The sequence below is a fragment of the Halorubrum trapanicum genome (genome assembly GCF_017873555.1).
GTDB classification, from domain to species: domain Archaea; phylum Halobacteriota; class Halobacteria; order Halobacteriales; family Haloferacaceae; genus Halorubrum; species Halorubrum trapanicum.
Genome location: NZ_JAGGKE010000003.1, coordinates 187,971 through 206,768, shown reverse-complemented (window position 1 = coordinate 206,768; position 18,798 = coordinate 187,971). Strand labels below are relative to the sequence as shown.

Sequence of the window (18,798 nt, the reverse complement as noted above, 5' to 3'; positions counted from 1 at the left end):
TCCCCGGCTCAGTCGATCCTGAACCCGCCCTCCTCCTCGGCGGCGCGAACCAGGTCACCGATGCTGTCGCTCGCGGAGAGCCCCTGACTCGCCGCGAACCGCTTTATCATCACCGGCGGAATATCCACCGTCGTCTCGGAGGCCGCGAGCAGCAGCCCGATCGCCTCCGGCGTCGGCGAACTCGGGCCGGCGTTCGACGCGAACCACGAAATGAGCGTGTCGAACGTCGCCGTCACGTCGTTCGACACCATCCGCTGGCGGGTGGTGTCGCCGTTCGCGTAGAGCGTCGCGTCGATGCCGTAGTCGAACCCGTCGCCGTCGAAGGAGTCCGCTAGCCACCGGCTCACCGCCTGTCGGTCGATCGCGTCGTCACCCGCCGCGGACCGGTTTCGGCGCTGCCCCTGCGCGGCGTTCGGCGGCGGCTGTCCGTCACCGGCCGGTTGCCCGTCGGAGGGTTGGCCGCCACGCTGACCACCGGCTGGTTGTCCGGAACCGGACTGCCCACCGGCGGGCTGGCCGCGCTCGCCGACGCCGGGACCGGCCGCGCTCGCCCGCGGGTCGTCGCCCGCTGGCCGACGTTCGTCGGGGTTCGCCGGATCGGCCGTCGTGAACCCCGAGTCGTCGTCGGGCGGCGCGCGGCGCTGCCCCCGCGAGCGGCCGACGTTGGGGCGGCCGTTCGTCCCGACGACGTAGCGGCCCTCCCCGATCTCGACGACGTTCTCGTCGTCGGTGAAGTCGAGTTCCTCGGGGTCGGCCGGGAGCGCGTCGTCGTCACTCATGAGTTGTGGTAGCGCGCGCCGTAAAATAGGTGTTGCGGCGGGTTCCCGCCGCGGAGCCGGTCTCCGCGGAAGAAGCAGTTGGTTGTCTGTGCGGCTGCGCTTAGAGGCGAACTGCTTCGCCCTCCTCGCTGAAGAGGTCGGGCGCGGTCAGTTCGACCTGCGTCGTCGCGCCGGCAGGCGAGACGATGTCGAGTGTCGCGTCGTCGCCCTCTCCGAAGGCGCCGTCAGTGTCATCGAAGGCTCCGGATGACGGATTCAGCAGAATCGTGTACTGGTTCTCTCCGTCGAGAACGGGATCCGAAACAAAGGAACCATCAGATCCGACAGCAAACTCATTGGGACCGAGTTTGCTGATATCCTGCCTGTTAGGTACAATATCGATATCGCTCGGCTCAGTGAGGGTAGTTCCACCAGTGATACTCGTTGTAATGGCTGCAGACCCAGTCGTCGATGTGTCTAGCTCGCTAATGTCGAGAGTGAACGTACTGTCTGCCTCAGTAGACGTAATCTCTTTCGTGACTGTGCTAGAACCATCGGTTAATTCTAGAGTCTCACCACTACCACCGTAGTTAGTGAAGGTGCCCACTCCGACCTCAACAGTCTGTTGCCCTTCAGCAATTTCGCTTGAAACCACAACGGTGTCAGAACTAGGCACCGAGACTGAACGGTCAGGAGTAGTGCTTACAATATCGATATCGCTCGGCTCAGTGAGGGTAGTTCCACCAGTGATACTCGTTGTAATGGCTGCAGACCCAGTCGTCGACGTGTCTAGCTCACTAATGTCGAGAGTGAACGTACTGTCTGCCTCAGTAGACGTAATCTCTTTTGTGACTGTATTAGAACCATCAGTTAATTCTAGAGTCTCACCACTACCACTGTAACTACTGAAGCTGCCCACTCCGACCTCAACGGTCTGTTGCCCCTCAGCAATTTGGGTTGAAACCACGACGGTGTCAGCACTGGGAACTGAGACACTGTCGTCAACAGTATTGTCAGTAAACACGAGATTCTCTTGCCCACCAGGCCCAACAGCCTGAATCGTCGTGTCAGTCAAATCAATGTCATCCGCACCGGGTGCGCCGACTGCCGTCACACGAACCTCGCTCAACGTGGATGGACTATCGGCAGCACCGCTAGGGCCAACGATACCGACGGAGCTCGTCACTTCGATCCGCTCGGACACAAGGTCCGTACTCTCTTGACCGGTTGATTCCGCCTGTGACTGGAGGAATCCAGCCGTGTTGATCAGGACGCCTGCGGCGATGGCGGCGACCAGCACCATCGCGATGAACACGATGAGCGTGCCGATACCGACCTGGCCGCGGTCGTCGTTAGTGATGAATTCGAACATTGTTATAGCCTCACCGAATCGCCGTTATCACCGACCAGCGTGGTCGGAACGCGGACTTCGGTCGTCGTCGACGCGCCGGCCGAAGTCGTGAACGTCACCGTGAGGGAATCACCCTCGGTGAGCGCGTAGGGTATCGATTCAAGATCGACCGTGACCTCAGCACGATCGCTATTATCTGTCAGAACGTTGCTGTCACCAGCCTTGGTGAATATCTCATTAGTCGCCGGCGGACTCTCGTCGAGCTGGAACGTTTCTTGCCCGGAGGTTCCGACTAGTTCGACCGTCACCTCGTCGAGATCGACGTTGCCCGCACCGGCCGCTGATGCGACGACAAACTCAAGGGATCCGATACCTTTCTCACCGGAACCTGCGGCGTCATCGGAGACAACTCCGGATTGGCTGATGACATTCAGCCGCTCGCTCACCTGCGCTGTACTTTCTTCGCCCGTTGCTTCCGCCTGCGTCTGGAGGAACCCGGCAGTGTTGATCAGGACGCCGGCGGCGATCGCCGCCACCAGCACCATCGCGATGAACACGATGAGGGTCCCGATCCCCACTTGACCGCGCTCTTCCTCGTCCAGTATGGTTTCGAACATTGGTTGTGTTGCGTCGGCCCCCGGCCTGCCCGGTGGGCGTTATCGATAGCGATGGGGATTTCCTACTTAAGATCACGTCCCCGGTTATCCGAGTTGATAAACAACTCACGTCATGCGGTTTTCGTGTTTATTTGGTTCTGATAATTACAGAATCAAATAACGAAATCGAAGCGGAGTTCTCAGCGCTGGATCTGGCGGGAACGCGGCTGCCACCCAGAATGACGGGCGGAATCACGAACTCGGGAAACAGTGTGACGATCGAGGGCAACGAGGAAAGAACCAAACAGAGGAACGACGACCGCGACCGAGGTGTAGAGGCGGCGTCCTGCGCTTCGCGTTTTCTTCTTACCTGTCGCGCAGCCGCGACAGCTCCGATTCGGGGATCACGAACTCCTGGGTTCCCGGCTCGTAGACCGCGAGGCTCCCGGCGACGAGGGCCATCGACGCCGCCAGCAGGCCGGTGTTGACCAAGAGCAGCGCCTCGGCGTTGCCGAATTCCGTGCGAAATGCGGCCGCGGGCGTGCCGACCGCCGCGAGGACGACGAGTCCGAAGCCGACCGCCAGGTACGCCATCGCCGTGCGGCCGGACGACCGGTACGCCGCGACCGCGAACGCGACGAGCGTCGCGCTCGCGCCGGCCAGCACGGTGGTCGTCATCAGGTACAACCCCTCGATGAGCTCCATACTCGTCCTGCTCGAACGCGGATAATAAACCCACGGTGGCGGGTATCAGTGGCGATAACATCCCTGTCGTGGGGAAGACAGCCGAGGGGGTTGCGGGCGACGGAAACGGACGATACCGCGAGAAAACGCACAACGAGAGATATGACGCGCGTCTGACGCCCACCGGTATCCTTTTACCACCCGGAAATCAATCTCGATAACGTGAATGGTGGGGGACGATCTGATCACCGTACTCGGTAACAAATACAACACGGACATCCTGACGGCGACGGGCGACGCGAAGTCGGCGCAGGACCTCAGCGACCAGCTCGACGTGCCGATAGCGACGTGTTACCGACGGATAAACGAGCTGGAGGAAGCGGACCTCCTCGAGCTACACGACCGGCCGCTCTCGGACGAACACCGGCGCGTGAAGGTGTACCGCCGGAAGGTCGACGGGGTCGAGGTGGACTTCCGCGACGGACTCACCGTCGAGGTCGAGGAGCGGTCGGCGGTGAAGAACCGCCTCGACGACGTCTGGCGCGACCTCTCGTCGAGAGAGTAACGAGGTGGCCGGCCCCCGAACCGTCAGAACGACGGCTGGTCGTCGGACCGGCCCATCATCGAGAAGCCGCCCGCGCGCTCGTGGACCGTGATCCCGCCCTGTCCGATTTCCATGGGGAAGATGTCGGTGTCGATGTCCTGTTTCCGCATCTTCGCCACCCAGACGTAGCGGTTGACGCCGGAGTCGGTCGGCGTCTGGATGAAGTAGATGTTCCCGTCGGTGAGGAAGTTCTCCAAGCCGACCTCGGTGTCGGGGAAGACCGCGCCCTGCTCGTTGATGAGCAGCGAGGTGAGTCCGTTCGCCTTGAGAATGTCCGAGAACTTCAGCAGGTACGTGCGCTTCTCCTGTTCGGCGTCGAAGAAGAGCTGGAACATCGACAGCGAGTCGAGGACGAGCCGGTCGAAGTCGCCGTCCTCGACGGTGTCGAGCAGGCGGTCGACCGCGGTCGAGAAGTCGGTCTCGCGTAGCATCTCGCGTTTGTCGAGGATGACGATGTCGCCGTCGTCGACCATCTCGTCGAACCCCTCGAAGCCGACGGACTCGGCCGCGCCGCGGATGTCGGCCTCGTCCTCCTCGAAGGAGACGTACACGCCGCGTTCGCCGTGTTCGGAGACGCCGTGATGGAGGTACTGGATTCCGAAGATGCTCTTGCCGGTGCCCGGGTTCCCGGAGACGAGGACCGTCGACCGCTCGGTGATGCCGCCGGTGAGAATGGAGTCGAGCCCCTCGACCCCGGTGGAGACGAGTTCTGACATTCGTCTCCCCTTTGGCGGCCGGAGTATATAAAAGACGGTTCAGCGCATCGGCCGAGCGGACGGCGACAGTTTTATCTCTCGACATGCCGCTCGTTCGTGTATGCCCGGTGAAGCGTGTCTCGTCGCTCCCGGCGGTGGTCGACGGTGAGCGACCCGTCGATACTCGTCGTAGAGGACGAGCCCGACATCGCGGCGCTGTACGCCGGCTTCCTCGAAGAGCGGTACGCCGTCGACGTCGCCGAGACCGCCGCCGAGGCGATCGACCGAGTCGACGCCGCCGTCGACGTGGTGCTCCTCGACCGGCGCCTCCCGGACGGGAGCGGCGACGACGTCTTGGAACACATCCGCGAGGAGGGGTACGACTGTCGCGTGGCGATGGTCACCGCGGTCGAACCCGACTTCGACATCATCGACATGGGGTTCGATCTGTACCTCACCAAGCCGGTGAGTCGCTCGAAGCTACTCACGGCCATCGACACGCTCCTGACGCGCAGCGAGTACGACGACCTCGTTCGGGAGGCCGCCGCGCTCGCCAGCAAGCGCGCCGTGTTGAGTTCGCAGAAGCCGGCCGCCCAGCGCGAGGGGAACGAGGCGTACGCCGAACTCGTCGAGCGGCTGGAGGATTTAGACGCCGACATCGACGACCTCGGCGAGTCGCTGTCGACCGACGACTACCGCGCGATGTTTCGCGACCTCGGCGAGGCCTGAGCGTCTCGTCGGTGTCTCACCGCCTCGACGGCGTCTGACACCGCAGCCCGACGCGCGCTTCGCGAACCGTTCGCCGTTCCGTTTTCGCTATCCCAGCTGTTCGCCGACCAGCTCGTCGGCCGCCGCGAGGAACGCGTCGCGCTCGGTCGTCGGGATGGTCGCGCCCGCGGCCACGTCGTGTCCCCCGCCGTCGCCGCCGACGGACTGGCTCGCCTCGCGCATCACCGTCGAGAGGTCGAGTCCCTGGCGGACGAGCGCGTGCGAGCCGCGCGATGACACCTTCAGTTCCGCGGCGCTCTCCTCGGCGAAGGCGATCACCGGCTTCGAGCGGTCGACCGCGGGCGAGCCGACCGCCATGCCGGCGACGATGCCGACGATGGTCTCGCGGATGCGGGACCCCGCGTCGAACCACTGGAGGTGCTCCTCGTGGGTGACGCCCTCGGTTTTGACCCACTGAAGCCCCTCGGAGAGGTTCTTCCGGTGGGTGCGGAGCAGCCGGCGGGCCTCCGCGAGCGCGTCGCCGCGGTCGCCGAGACACACCGCGAGGCCGACGTCGCCGCGCTCGTAGCGCGCGGTCGCGTTGAGCAGCGTGGAGAACTCGCTGACGTCCCGCAGTTCGGTGCCGGGCTCCTCGTCGACCAGCGTGTAGGCGGTGCCGACGAGCGACTCGATCCGGTCGGACGGGACGCCGGAGGCGACCGCGCGGCGCATGAGCGCGGAGGCGACCCGCTGGCGCTCCGCGGCGCCGAGATCGACCCAGCGGCGCCACTCGCCGTCGCGTTTCGCGTCCACGTCGAGATCGGTGAGAAAGGAGATGACCCCCGCCTCGTCGTTGGTGATGCCCGGGATCTTCACGTCGGAGGCGTACTCCAGCAGCTTCGGGAGCGGCCGGGTCTGTCTGCCGTACAGGTCGAGGTCGGTCCGGGCGTCGAGGACGCCGGCGTCGACGCCGTCGGCGACGATGGCCTCGTTGGCGCCGACGAGACCGTCCGCCGAGTCCTGCATGTCGCCGACCGCGCCGACGACCGCCAGCGCGGCGAGGTCGCGGTTGTCGCCGTCGGGTCCCTCCAGCGCGCGGGCGAGGAGGTAGCTCGCGCCGGCGCCCGACAGCTCGCTCGCGCCGTCGATCCCTTCGAGCAGCGGGTTGAGGTGGTACCGCGTGTCGCGGTCGGCGGGCTGGTGGTGGTCGGCGATGACGGGGACGAAGTCGCCGCGCTCCTCGTGGTCGGCGATCACGTCGAGCTGGCCGGAGCCGAAGTCGGTGAAGCAGACGACGTCGAACTCGCGGGCGGCGATCCCGGCGATCGAGTCGGCGTCCAGCTGCTTCTCGAAGACGACCTCGTGGTCGATCCCGGCCCGCGCGAGCGCGGTGGACGCGATCGCGGCGCTCGTGATCCCGTCGGCATCGATGTGCGACGCGAGCAGCACCCGGCCGGCCTCGCGCAGTCGGTCGGCGCAGTCGGTCGCGCGGTCGGCGAGGTCGGGGACTGGGGCGGCGACTGCCATTACCACCGGTTGGCGCCCGATCGGTCATAAACGCACGCTTCGGCGGGCTGAATCGAGGCGGCGTGGCGCGCTCGGCGGAACGACGCGGGCGTCGCGCCGAAGGGGGCATCAATTGCCGTAACTGACGGTTATAGAAGTGCGCGACCGTATGAGCAACAAACATGACACGTGGGTTTTCCACCCGGAGTCTCCACGCCGGCGCCGAGCCCGATCCGGCCACCGGCGCCCGCGCCACGCCGATCCACCAGACCACGTCGTACGTCTTCGACGACGCGGACACGGCGGCGGAGATGTACGCGCTCCGGGCGGAGGGGCACATCTACTCCCGGCTCTCGAACCCGACGGTGAACGTCTTAGAAGAGCGGCTCGCGGACCTCTCCGGCGGGTCGGACGCGATCGCGACCGGCTCGGGGATGGCCGCGTTCGACGCGATCGCGACCGTTCTCGCGAGCGCGGGCGACAACGTCGTCGCCAGCTCGGAGATGTACGGCGGCACGGCCGCGTACCTCACCAGCATCGCGGACCGCCGCGGGATCGAGGCGCGGCTCGTCGACACGCTCGACTACGACGCGTACGGGGACGCGATCGACGACGACACCGCGTTCGTCCACGTCGAGACGATCGCGAACCCCTCGCTCGTCACGCCCGACTTCGAGCGGCTCGCCGGGATCGCCCACGAGCACGCGGTCCCGCTAGTCGTCGACAACACCTTCGCGACGCCGTACTGCTGTCGCCCGATCGAACACGGCGCCGACATCGTCTGGGAGTCGACGACGAAGTGGATCACGGGCAACGGCACCACGGTCGGCGGGGTCGTCGTCGACGGCGGGCAGTTCCCGTGGGACCACCCCGACGCCGACTACGACGAACTCGACGGCGAGTCGCCCGCGTTCCCGATCGACTTCGTCGAGCAGTTCGGCGACGCGGCCTTCGCCAACGTCGTCCGCCAGCGCGGCGTGCGCCCCACCGGCGGCCAGCAGTCCCCCTTCGACGCGTGGCAGACGATTCAGGGACTGAACACGCTCCCGCTGCGGATGGAGCGCCACTGCGGGAACGCGCGGCGGGTGGCCGAGTTCCTCCGCGAGGACGACCGCGTCGACTGGGTGAGCTACCCCGGGTTCGAGGACCACCAGAGCCACGGCAACGCCGCCGAGTACCTCGACGGCTTCGGCGGGATGGTCACCTTCGGCGTCGACGGCGGCTACGAGGCCGCCAAGACCTTCTGCGAGGCGGTCGAGCTGACCAGCTTCCTCGCGAACATCGGCGACGCGAAGACGCTCGTCATCCACCCGGCCTCCACGACGCACGCGCAGATGGACGCCGAGGAACAGCGGGCCGCCGGCGTCTACCCGGAGATGCTCCGCCTCTCGGTGGGTATCGAGGACTCCGAGGACGTGATCGCCGACCTCGACGCGGGGCTGGCCGCGGGCGAGCAAGCCGCGAGCGACTCGGAGGTGTAAGCCGGTGAGCACCGCACCGACCGACCACGGGGTCGCCTCGCTCGGCGAGTTCACCTTCGAGTGCGGGCAGTCGGTCCCGGACTTCGAGGTGGCCTACGAGACCCACGGCGAGTTCGACGGCGACAACGTCGTGTTGATCTGCCACGCACTCACCGGGAGCCAGAACGTCGCGCGGTCGCCCGATCCGGAGCGCGACGCCGAGACCACCGGGGCCGGACAGGCCGGGCAGGCCCGCGCGTGGTGGGACGACGTCGTCGGGCCGGGGAAGGCGATCGACACGACGGAGCACTACGTCGTCTGCGCGAACGTCCCCGGCTCCTGTTACGGGACGACGGGACCGGCCAGCGAGCGGCCCGCCGACCTCGACCTGCGCGAGGAGCCCGACCACGACCGGTGGGGAACGGCGTTCCCGCCGGTCCAGGTCGAAGACTGGGCGCGCGCGCAGCGGCGGCTACTCGACCACCTCGGCGTGGGGCGGCTGCGGGCGGTCGTGGGCGGGAGCGTCGGCGGGATGAACGCCCTGGAGTGGGCGAAGCGGTACCCGGACGACGTCGACCGCGTGGTGGCCATCGCGACCGCCGGGCGCCTCGACGCGCAGTGTCTCGCGCTCGACGCGGTCGCGCGCCGCGCCATCCGCGCGGACGCGGACTGGAACGGCGGCGACTACTACGGCGACGACCGACCCGCCCCGACCGAGGGACTCGCCATCGCCCGCCAGATCGGGCACATCATGTACCTCTCGAAGGCGTCGATGGAACGGAAATTCGGGCGGCGGTCGGCCGGCCGCGACTCGCTGACGCGCGAGGACGGCGACCTCGGGCTGCCGCCGGAGCCGACGGCCGGCTTCTTCCCGTACCGCGAGGTGGAGTCGTACCTCGACTACCAGGCCGAGGGGTTCGGCGACCGCTTCGACGCGAACAGCTACCTCTACCTCACGCGCGCGATGGACGAGTACGACCTCGCCGCGGGCCACGGCACCGACGCCGACGCGCTCGCCGCCTTCGAGGGCGAGGCCCTGTTGCTGAGCTTCACCGCCGACTGGCACTTCACCGTCGAGCAGTCCGCCTCCCTCGCCGACGCCTTCCGCGAGTCCGGGATCCCGGTCGCGCACCACGTGGTGGACTCCGACCACGGCCACGACGCGTTCCTCGTCGAACCCGAACACGTCGGTCCGCCGGTCCGCGACTTCCTCGCCGACGGCGTCGAGGGGCGCGCCGTCTCCGACGAGGGCGGCGACGACGGCGACGACCCCCGACCCGACTCCGACCACGCACCCGTCCACGCGAGCCTGTTTCGGGGATAATCGCCCGAACCAGTCCTTTTGAAGCCAGTTATGTGCGGTGGCGCGTGCCTCCGAGCGCCCGACAGGGCGCGAGGAGCACGCGCGAGGGAGTCGCGAGCGGTGCGAGGTGCGAGCGAAGCGAGCACCTCGATTGCGAGCGGTGAAACCGCGAGCAGCGAGCGACGAGGCTGGGGAGGTGTGAGGTGCGGTGCCGTGCGGGGCGGGACTCGAAGGGGCGTTCATGTCGAGCGTCTATTTATAAGAGCCACCATCGTACGGCCGAGCGGCTGGGGCTTCGGCGGTGTTCGACATCGATCCGCAATCAACCACTTATAAACGACCTGTCGAGGCGGGACGAGCATTCCCGGATTGGCCACGAACACCATGATCAATCATGATAACGTTCATAGTTCCCGACTCCGTGGTGTGTGAGGTATGCCAGGCGGACACGCGCAGACCCTACGACCGTTCATGTGGCGCGCCGAACGACTGTACCCGGACACCGAGATCGTCTCGCGCACCCACGAGGGGCGCACGCGACACACCTACGCCGAGTACGCTGACCGGACGGCCCAACTCGCCAATGCCTTGGACGACTACGGGATCGGGCGCGGCGACCGCGTCGCGACGTTCTGCTGGAACCACACCCGCCACTTCGAGACGTACTTCGGCGTCCCGAACACCGGGGCACAGCTCCACACGATCAACCCGCTGCTGCCCGACGAACACATCCAGTACATCGTCGACGACGCCGACGACGAGATCGTCTTCGTCGACCCGTCGCTCGCCGAGAAGATCGCGGGCGCAGCGGAGGGCGCCGCGGAGTTCGACGGCGTCGACTTCGTCGCGATGGGGTCGGAGGGGATCGACGCGCTCGACGCGCCCGCCTACGAGGAGTTCATCGGCGACTACTCGACCGAGTACGACTGGCCCGACCTCGACGGCGACCAGCCCGCCGGTCTCTGTTACACCTCCGGCACGACGGGGAAGCCGAAGGGCGTCGAGTACACCCAGTCGATGCTGTGGAGCCACACGATGGCCTCCCAGACGCCGCAGGGGATCCCGATGGAGGACTCCGACGTGGTGATGCCCGTCGTCCCCATGTTCCACGTGAACGCGTGGGGGATGCCGTTCACCGCGGCCGCCGCGGGCGCGAAGCACGTCTACCCCGGTCCCTCGCCGGATCCCGTGGACCTCGCGGCGCTGATCGAGGAGGAGGGCGTGACGGTCTCCGCGGGCGTGCCGACGGTGTGGCTCGGCCTCCGCGAGTACGTCGAGGGGGGAAACGAGGTCGACCTCTCGACGCTCGACACCGTGATCATCGGCGGCGCGGCCGCGCCGAAGGCGCTGATCGAGTGGTACGACGAGCGCGACGTCGAGGTGCTCCACGCGTGGGGGATGACGGAGCTGTCGCCGATCGGCACCGTCTCACACCTCAAGAGCGACCTGCGCGACGCCGACTACGAGACGCAGGTGAACAAGCGCTCGAAGCAGGGGCTCGTCGCGCCCGGACTGGAGTTCGAGGTGATAGACGAGAACGGCGAGGAGGTCCCGTGGAACGGCGAGGACTTCGGCGAGCTGCGGATCCGCGGCCCGTGGGTCACGAAAGAGTACTTCAAGCGCCCGGAGGCGAGCGAGGCGGAGTTCGTCGACGGCTGGCTGAAGACCGGCGACGTGGTCACCGTCGACGAGGACGGCTACATGCAGCTCGTCGACCGCACGAAAGACGTGATCAAGTCGGGCGGTGAGTGGATCTCAAGCGTCGAGCTGGAGAACGCGATCATGGCCTACGACGGCGTCAGCGAGGCGGCTGTGGTCGGCGTGCCCCACGAGCGCTGGCAGGAGCGTCCCGTCGCCTTCGTCGTCGTGGCCGACGGCATCGACCGCGAGGAACTCGTCGACCGGATCGAGACCGGCCTCCGCGAGGAGTACCCCAAGTGGTGGGTGCCGGACGCGGTGGAGTTCATCGACGAGGTGCCGAAGACCGCGACCGGGAAGTTCTCGAAGAAGGACCTCCGCGAGCGGTACGGCGATCAGTCGCTCGTCGAGGGCGCGGTACCGGAAGACGACGCGCCCGGAGAGGAGTAGCGCCGAACTGAGCGCGGCCGCCGCGCGGTTACTCGTCTTTCAGTCGTCGCGCTCGCTGCCGATCTTATAGAAAATCAAGGAGAATACCTGCGCGTTTAGGCGCAGGATGAATCCGACAGTACGTTCAACAGCCTCCGTTTGACGACAGTTCGGAGTTTCCAATCCGTACTTTTACTCACTAGTGCATCGTCCATACCGGTAGGGTCAGGTCGGAACGGAGCGATTCCGAACGACCTTTGGAGGCGGTCTCCCCGCCACTAATGAGACAATATCCGAAACGCCAACACGGTGAACACGAATGCTAGACGCGTTCGTCTCGTGCCTGTTGGTTGAGCAAGCCTCACGATAACTCTGAGTCCGCCGACGTGTCAGCGACTCCCTGCTGGCAAAAACAACAGATGGAAGTCACCGATACTGAGGATAGGAGTATCGGCGGTTTGGCACCGCCAGACAGCCACTGACTACGACGACTGGGTTAAACGGGTTCCCGCAAAGTGGCAGAAAACATGGTTGCAAACCTGAAACTCCCACCGCTCGGGATTCCTCCGCCTGAAGGCGGAGGAGGATGTCAATCGTCATCGCGCTCGCCGATGACCCACTTGTGCGAGTAGCTCTCGCCGCAGGTACAGTGAGCGTACGCGTGGACCACGTCGCCCTCGGCGTAGAGACCGCCGACCTCCTCGTTTTGCGCCTCCGCGAACGCGAAGACGAACCGGATCTCGTGGTCCTCTCCGGAATCCCTCTCCGCGAACGGGCACGCCCCGTCGTCGAGCGAGCGCGCGATCTCGCCCTCCGCGTCCATCGCCGTCTTCGCGAACTCCATCGCGCCCATGCCCGTGCCGGCCTGGAACGCGGACCGCCCGGTCTCGCCGTCGAGGATCAGGCGCACGCCGCCGTCCGTCTCGGACCCGACCTCCCGGAGTCGGGAGTCGTCGTCGAGGTACGCGTCGCTCACGTAGAAGACCACGTCGTCGAGCCGCTCGCCCGCGAGGAACTCGTCGAGGTTGCTCATGCCTGTCCGAGACGCGTGAGCGGTAAAAGGAGTGCGAGTCGGTCCGAGCGGAATCGACGCGCGTCGCGGGCGGGACAAACCGGTGCGTGTCGCGGCCGGGCGAGAGACGGACCCGACCCAACCCATGGCAAATCGTGTAGAATCGGAGAAACTGTTAAGGTGTACCACGGAGATCCGTCGCGTGATGAGTACGCAGACCAGATCCGGCGACCGGCTCGCGGAGTGGGCGCAGCTGGTCGACGAGGACGTGCCGGAGGAGCTCCGAGAGGAGCGGTCCGGCGACCGATAACTTTCACCCCGCTTCGCGAAGTCTTTAGGCCGGTGCCGGTCAAGAGCCGTCGATGGCGACCGAGGCCGCCGGCATCGATAGACCCCTGCTCGTCGACGACTTCCTCCAGGAGCGCCGTTACCAGCTCCAGCTGGCGGCGTCCGCCGCCGACGAACACACGCTCGTCTGTCTCCCGACCGGTCTCGGCAAGACGACGGTCAGCCTGCTCGTCACCGCCGAGCGGCTCAACGAGGTAGGTGGAAAGGCCCTCTTCTTAGCTCCCACCAAACCCCTCGTCCAGCAGCACGCGGACTTCTACCGCGAGGCGCTCTCGATTCCGGACGAGGAGATCGTCGTGTTCACCGGCGACGTGAATCCCGACGACCGCGCCGCGCTCTGGGAGGACGCCCGGATCGTGATCGCGACCCCGCAGGTCGTCGAGAACGACCTCGTCGGCAACCGGATCTCGCTTTCCGACGTGACCCACCTCACCTTCGACGAGTGCCACCGCGCGACCGGCGACTACGCGTACGTCTACATCGCGGAGCGCTACCACGCCGACGCGGCCGACCCGCTCGTCACCGGCATGTCCGCCTCGCCCGGCGGCGACACCGAGGAGATCGAGACGGTCTGTGAGAACCTCGGGCTGGTGAACGTCGAGGTGATGACCGAGGCGGACGCCGACGTCGACGAGTACACCCACGACACCGACGTCCAGTGGGAGCAGGTGACGCTCCCCGACGAGGTCTTGGAGATCCGCGACGCGCTCAACGAGGTGATCACGGACCGGTTGGAGAAGCTGAAGCAACTCGGCGTGACGAACACGGCGAACCCCGACCTCTCGCAGAAGGACCTCAACAAGATGCGGGGGAAGCTGAAGCAGATGATGGACAACGACCAGTCGGACGGGTACAAGGGAATGAGCACCCACGCCGAGGTGATGAAGCTCCGGCGCGCGACCGAGCTGGTCGAGACGCAGTCGGTCGAGTCCGTCCGGCGCTACTTCGAGCGCCAGCGCGAGGCCGCGCGCTCGTCGGGCGCCTCGAAGGCGAGCCAGCGCATGGTCGCCGACCCAAAAGTGAGAGAAGCGATGCGGAAGGCGGAGTCGTTCGACGGGCTTCACCCGAAGTTCTCGAAGGCCCGGATCCTCTTGGCCGAGACGCTCGGGATCGACGGCGGCGAGCGCGCCATCCTGTTCACGGAGTCCCGCGACACCGCCGAGGCGCTCGTGGAGTTCCTCTCCGCGAGCTTCGACACCCGCAAGTTCGTCGGCCAGGGCGACAAGGACGGCTCCGACGGGATGAGCCAGAAACAACAGCAGGAGACGCTCGACGAGTTCAAGGCCGGCGAGTTCGAGGTGCTCGTCTCCACCTCGGTCGCCGAGGAGGGACTCGACGTGCCCGAGGTCGACCTCGTCTGCTTCTACGAGCCCGTCCCGACCGCGATCCGCTCGATCCAGCGCAAGGGTCGGACCGGGCGACAGGCTGAGGGGAAGGTGGTCGTCCTGATGGCCGAGGACACCCGCGACGAGGCGTTCTTCTGGATCTCCCGCCGCCGCGAGAAGAAGATGGCCAGCCAGCTCGCCGAGCTGAAGGAGGCCACCGACGACATCGAGGACTCCGTCGGCGACGACGGGCAGGCCGGCCTCGACGCGTTCGGCGGGGGGTCCGGGAGCGAGGGCGGCGACGCGGGCACCGAAGTCGACGAGAGCGCGGGCGGGGGCGACGAGTCGGGCGACGCGGACGGCGGAGACGCTGAGGACGCCGACGCCGGACTCACCGACTTCGCGGCGGAGGCGAGCGAGAGTGAAGACGAGGAGGACGACGAGAGCGGGGAGAGCGACGAGGCCGTCGCGACCGACGAGGATGCGGCGGCCGACGAGGACGGCGTCGTTGCCACCGCCGGCGTCGACGAGGGGGTCGAGGTCGTCGTCGATCAGCGCGAGCTCGACTCCTCGATCGCGAAGGACCTCTCGACGCGAGACGGCCTGGTCACTCGGCTGGAGACGCTCGCGGTCGGCGACTACGTGCTCTCCGACCGCGTCGCGGTCGAGCGCAAGTCGGCGGCCGACTTCGTCGACTCGATGCTCGATTCCGACCGCTCGATGTTCGAGCAGGTGGGCGAGCTCTCGCGGGCGTACGCCCGCCCCGTGATGGTCGTCGAGGGGACGAACCTCTACGGCCAGCGCGACATCGACCCGAACGCGATCCGCGGCGCGCTCGCGTCGCTCGCGGTCGACTTCGACGTGAGCGTGCTCCGCACCGAAGACGAGGAGGACACCACCGAACTGCTCGCGACGGTCGCCAAGCGGGAGCAGGAAACGCGCGACCGAGAGGTGAGCGTCCACGGCGAGAAGACGACGAAGACCCGGGCGGAACAGCAGGAGTACGTCGTCTCCGCCATCGCAGACATCGGCCCGGTCACGGCGCGGACCCTGCTGGAACACTTCGGCACCGTCGAGGCCGTGATGACCGCGCCCGAGGACGACCTGCTGGAGGTCGACGGCGTCGGCCCGGTGACCGCGGAGCGCATCCGCGAGGTCGTCGGGAGCGAGTACGAGTAACCGGGCGCTCCGCGGTCGTGAACGTGGCCGCCGCTCACTCGAACCCGCTCACCAGCGTCACGGCCCACTGCCCGAGGTCGTACTCGGAGCGGACCTCCACGCGCGTCACCCACTTCACCCACTGGAACCCCCGCCGATCGGGCGCGACCAGCCGCGCGGGCGCACCGTGCCCGTGGCTCAGTTGCTCGCCGCCGACGCGGGTCGCGAGCAGGGCCTCTTCGGCCTCGTCGATCGGGAGGCTCCAGCGGTACCCCGTCACGGAGGTGAACCGGACGTAGGCCGCGTCGGCGTCAAGTTCTCCGGCCGCGTCGAGCAGGTCGCCGACGCGGATCCCGCCCCACTCTTGCACCGTGTACCAGCCGCTCGTACAGTCGAGCAGGGCCTCCATCTCGTGGCCGGCGGCGAGGTCTGCGGCGGTCAGTTCGACGGGGTCGCTCACGAGGCCGTCCACTCGGAGCCGGTAGTCGTCGCGGTCGATCGGGTCGGGGTCGTCCGCGACCCACGAGGTGATCGGGAAGGCGGCGTTCCCCGCGCCCTCGCGGGGCTGCGATCCGGTGAACCGGCGGTCGGCGCCGGCGGTGTCGAGCGCGTCGTTGACTCCCTGCTGGAGCCGATAGGTCGCCCCGCCCGCGGCCAGCAGCGCGAAGTAGCGGACGGCGGTCCGCCGGCGCTCGAAGTCGACGCGGCGGGGGAGCCGGAACCGGGTGGCGGCGTGCGCGGCCACGAGCGGGACCAAGGCGAGGCCGAAGCCGACGTGGACCGAGAGGAGCGTCCAGTAGGAGAGCCGCACGTCGAGACCGAACACCCACGCGACGCCGGTTCCGAGCGCGCCGAGCGCGGCGACGAGCGTCAGGACGGAGAGCGCGGTCGACCGCCGCCAGAGGGCCGGGTCGGTGAGTCTGCGGCGGACGCGCGCGAGCTTCCACGCGAGCAGCGCGACGATCCCGGCCCCGAGCGCGCGGTGGAGCCAGAACAGCGGCCACCCCTCGGGGACGCCGACGGTAAAGGAGATCAGCCCGGTGGCCGCCTCGGCGACGACGAAGGCGAACAGCGACCAGTCGACCGCGCGCGGCGGCGGCTCCAGGCGGTCGAGCGCGTCGCGGACTCGCTCGCCGACGCCGCGTCTCGGTCCCATCTCGACCGTGCTACGTGCCAGCGAGGCAAAAGCCTACAGCTCGTACACCTCCCCGTCGACCGCCAGCGGCTCTTCGAACGCCTCGTCGGCGGGGTAGTAGTGCGCGAGGTGGACGAGCCGCGTCCGGTCGGCGTCGAGGTCCGCCGCGAGCGCGAGCGCGCCCTCGCGGGTCATGTGTTTCGTCCCGAAGGTACGCGGAACGCCGTCGGGACCCTCGTGACGCCCGCCGATCGGGTGGTGTTCGCAGAGGGACGCGGGCACGATGGCGTCGGCGAGCAGCAGGTCGGCGTCGGACAGCTCCTCGCGGGAGGATTCGGGCACGTCGTAGCTGGTATCGCCGGTGAGCGAGAGCTTCGCGCCCGTCTCGGGGTCCTCTATCGCGACGCCGTAACACAAGAGCGGCGGGTGGTCGACGGGGACGAACCGCACCTCGAACCCGCAGGTCTCGAACGGCTCGAACGGGTCGCGGGCGTGGACGCCGATCCGGTCTTCGAGGTAGTCGTACTTGTCGCGGATCGTCTCCGCGACGCTCTCGTCGGTCGCCGGGTCGGTCTCCGCGGGCGCGTGGACCGGCAGCCCGTCGACGAGCCGGTAGACGTTCCCCAGCCCGTCGAGGTGGTCGAAGTGGATGTGCGTCACCAGCCCGGCGTCGGGAAGGGGAACGTCGGCCGCGAGGAACTGCTGTCTGAAGTCGGGGCTGAAGTCGACGAGCAGCGACTCGCCGGTGCGCTCGTTGGCGACGTGGACGGAGAAGCGCGACCGCGACACCCCGCGCTCGCGGGCCGCCTCGCAGGTGTCGCAGTCGCAGCCGACGGTCGGCGTCCCCGTCGTGTCGCCCGTCCCGAGGAGGGTGACCCGCATGGGACGGGATGCGCGGGCCACGGCCTTAGCGTCCGCGGTCCCGACGGCCGAGGGACCGAGAGCGCCGTGAAACCGAGAGCGCCGCGACCGCTCCGCGCCCGCACCCCCGACGTATAACCCCGAGCCGTCCCGAGTCGGGCGCATGCACACCAGTCGCAGCCTCACCCTCGCGCGGCTCCCGTCGGGCGTACCGATCCGGACGACCGTCCACGCCTACGGCGAGGGCGAACTCGTCGACGGCGACGACGGTCCCGAACTCGACGCGCCCGGCGACGCGCCCGTGGTGTACGCGCAGGCGGCCCAGCACGGCCGGGAGGTGAACGGCGCCGCGGTCCTCCGGCGGCTCCACGACCGGCTCGTCGGCGACGCGGCCGAAGCCGGGGGCGGAGACGGACCGACCGCCGCCGACCTCGCCGGGACGCTCGTGACGGTCCCCGTGGCCGACCCGCTCACCTTCGACCGCGTCTCGTACACGACCCCGGAGTCGCTCGACTCGCGGCAGCCGAACATGAACCGCTGCTGGCCCGGGGACGCCGAGGGGTCGCTCCACGAGCGGATGGCGGCCCGGCTCTGGGCGTTCGCGAGCGAGGCGGACGCGATCGTCGATCTCCACACCGGCTCGCCGTCGATGGCGACGCATACGGTGTACATGCGCGGCGACGAGGCCTGTCGCGGGCTGGCTGAGGCGTTCGGCACCGACCTGCTGCTCGCGGAGGCGGCCGGCGATGACGCCGACACCGAGTGGGACGAGCGGGGGTTCGCCGGGAAGCTCAGAGTCGCGGCCACGCGCGAGGACATTCCGACGATCACGCCGGAACTCGCCCACAGCAAGGAGGTCGTCTCGGCGGCGGTCGAGACCGGCGTTCGGGGGATGTTCGGCGTCCTCAGGCGCGAAGGGCTGCTCGACGGCGACCCCGATCCGTGGGACGGCGTCGTCGCGCGCAACCACCTCGGACGGGTGATCGCCGAGGATTCGGGGCTGTTCGTCCCCGAACCCGACCTCGCCGTCGGCGACCGGGTGACGGAGGGAGATCGCGTCGGCGAGGTGTTCGACCCGACGACGTTCGAGACGCTCCAGGTCGCGTGCGCCGACCGCGACGGGATCGCGTACTCGGTCGCCCGTGAGGCGACCGTCACCGCGGGCGCGACGCTGGTCGGCGTCGCGGAACGGATCGACGGCGAGTAAGGAGCCGATGAAGCGGCCGG

The 18,798-nt window shown here is 67.7% G+C and carries 15 protein-coding genes and 1 pseudogene; 7 read left to right on the top strand and 9 right to left on the bottom strand.

What is annotated here, in order from left to right; all coding sequences use genetic code 11:
- Positions 1 to 8: 8 nt before the first annotated feature.
- From J2744_RS05215 to J2744_RS05200, 4 genes and pseudogenes are all read right to left on the bottom strand, one after another.
- The gene (locus J2744_RS05215; RefSeq protein WP_209545417.1) at positions 9 to 779 is read right to left on the bottom strand and encodes a DUF7500 family protein; all 771 of its coding nucleotides are present in this window, start codon (positions 777 to 779) and stop codon (positions 9 to 11) included.
- Positions 780 to 1,431: 652 nt separating this feature from the next.
- Positions 1,432 to 2,130: pseudogene (locus J2744_RS15580) on the bottom strand (archaellin/type IV pilin N-terminal domain-containing protein); the annotation flags it as partial.
- 2 nt (positions 2,131 to 2,132) lie between these two features.
- Positions 2,133 to 2,726, bottom strand: a complete 594-nt coding sequence (locus tag J2744_RS05205) for an archaellin/type IV pilin N-terminal domain-containing protein (protein ID WP_209545415.1) — start codon at positions 2,724 to 2,726, stop codon at positions 2,133 to 2,135.
- Between the two features lie 345 nt (positions 2,727 to 3,071).
- The gene (locus J2744_RS05200) at positions 3,072 to 3,410 is read right to left on the bottom strand and encodes a hypothetical protein (protein ID WP_209545413.1); all 339 of its coding nucleotides are present in this window, start codon (positions 3,408 to 3,410) and stop codon (positions 3,072 to 3,074) included.
- 205 nt (positions 3,411 to 3,615) lie between these two features.
- Here J2744_RS05200 and J2744_RS05195 point away from each other — a divergent pair, with 205 nt between their 5' ends.
- Positions 3,616 to 3,954, top strand: coding sequence for a helix-turn-helix domain-containing protein (locus J2744_RS05195; protein WP_004597591.1), 339 nt, complete (start codon positions 3,616 to 3,618; stop codon positions 3,952 to 3,954).
- Positions 3,955 to 3,977: 23 nt separating this feature from the next.
- Here the strand turns inward: J2744_RS05195 and J2744_RS05190 are convergent, their stop codons facing one another.
- Complete coding sequence (locus tag J2744_RS05190; protein WP_209545410.1) at positions 3,978 to 4,709, bottom strand: RAD55 family ATPase; 732 nt, start codon at positions 4,707 to 4,709, stop codon at positions 3,978 to 3,980.
- A gap of 144 nt (positions 4,710 to 4,853) precedes the next feature.
- Here J2744_RS05190 and J2744_RS05185 point away from each other — a divergent pair, with 144 nt between their 5' ends.
- Entirely contained in the window at positions 4,854 to 5,417 is a 564-nt protein-coding gene (locus tag J2744_RS05185) for a HalX domain-containing protein (protein WP_209545407.1), read from the top strand.
- A gap of 87 nt (positions 5,418 to 5,504) precedes the next feature.
- Here J2744_RS05185 and J2744_RS05180 read toward each other — a convergent pair whose 3' ends face one another.
- On the bottom strand, positions 5,505 to 6,923 hold the full coding sequence (locus tag J2744_RS05180) for a single-stranded-DNA-specific exonuclease RecJ (RefSeq protein WP_209545398.1): 1,419 nt from the start codon (positions 6,921 to 6,923) through the stop codon (positions 5,505 to 5,507).
- 161 nt (positions 6,924 to 7,084) lie between these two features.
- On the opposite strand from J2744_RS05180, the gene J2744_RS05175 reads away from it, so the two are divergent.
- From J2744_RS05175 to J2744_RS05165, 3 genes are all read left to right on the top strand, one after another.
- Positions 7,085 to 8,383, top strand: coding sequence for an O-acetylhomoserine aminocarboxypropyltransferase/cysteine synthase family protein (locus J2744_RS05175; protein WP_209545396.1), 1,299 nt, complete (start codon positions 7,085 to 7,087; stop codon positions 8,381 to 8,383).
- A gap of 4 nt (positions 8,384 to 8,387) precedes the next feature.
- Entirely contained in the window at positions 8,388 to 9,686 is a 1,299-nt protein-coding gene (gene metX / locus J2744_RS05170; protein ID WP_209545394.1) for a homoserine O-acetyltransferase MetX, read from the top strand.
- Between the two features lie 414 nt (positions 9,687 to 10,100).
- Positions 10,101 to 11,753 carry a long-chain fatty acid--CoA ligase gene (locus J2744_RS05165; protein WP_209545392.1) on the top strand — a complete coding sequence of 551 codons (1,653 nt, stop codon included), beginning with the start codon at positions 10,101 to 10,103 and terminating at the stop codon, positions 11,751 to 11,753.
- Between the two features lie 568 nt (positions 11,754 to 12,321).
- On the opposite strand, the gene J2744_RS05160 is transcribed toward J2744_RS05165, so the two are convergent.
- Positions 12,322 to 12,765 (bottom strand): DUF5807 family protein, encoded by a 444-nt coding sequence (locus J2744_RS05160; RefSeq protein WP_209545390.1) that lies wholly within the window; start codon positions 12,763 to 12,765, stop codon positions 12,322 to 12,324.
- Positions 12,766 to 13,106: 341 nt separating this feature from the next.
- On the opposite strand from J2744_RS05160, the gene J2744_RS05155 reads away from it, so the two are divergent.
- Positions 13,107 to 15,596 carry a DEAD/DEAH box helicase gene (locus tag J2744_RS05155; protein ID WP_209545388.1) on the top strand — a complete coding sequence of 830 codons (2,490 nt, stop codon included), beginning with the start codon at positions 13,107 to 13,109 and terminating at the stop codon, positions 15,594 to 15,596.
- A 34-nt stretch (positions 15,597 to 15,630) separates the two neighbouring features.
- Here the strand turns inward: J2744_RS05155 and J2744_RS05150 are convergent, their stop codons facing one another.
- On the bottom strand, positions 15,631 to 16,731 hold the full coding sequence (locus tag J2744_RS05150) for a molybdopterin-dependent oxidoreductase (RefSeq protein WP_209545386.1): 1,101 nt from the start codon (positions 16,729 to 16,731) through the stop codon (positions 15,631 to 15,633).
- A gap of 33 nt (positions 16,732 to 16,764) precedes the next feature.
- Entirely contained in the window at positions 16,765 to 17,592 is an 828-nt protein-coding gene (locus tag J2744_RS05145) for an MBL fold metallo-hydrolase (RefSeq protein WP_209545384.1), read from the bottom strand.
- Between the two features lie 142 nt (positions 17,593 to 17,734).
- Between J2744_RS05145 and J2744_RS05140 the strand changes: the two genes are divergently transcribed.
- Entirely contained in the window at positions 17,735 to 18,778 is a 1,044-nt protein-coding gene (locus J2744_RS05140; RefSeq protein ID WP_209545382.1) for a succinylglutamate desuccinylase/aspartoacylase family protein, read from the top strand.
- Positions 18,779 to 18,798: the final 20 nt, after the last annotated feature.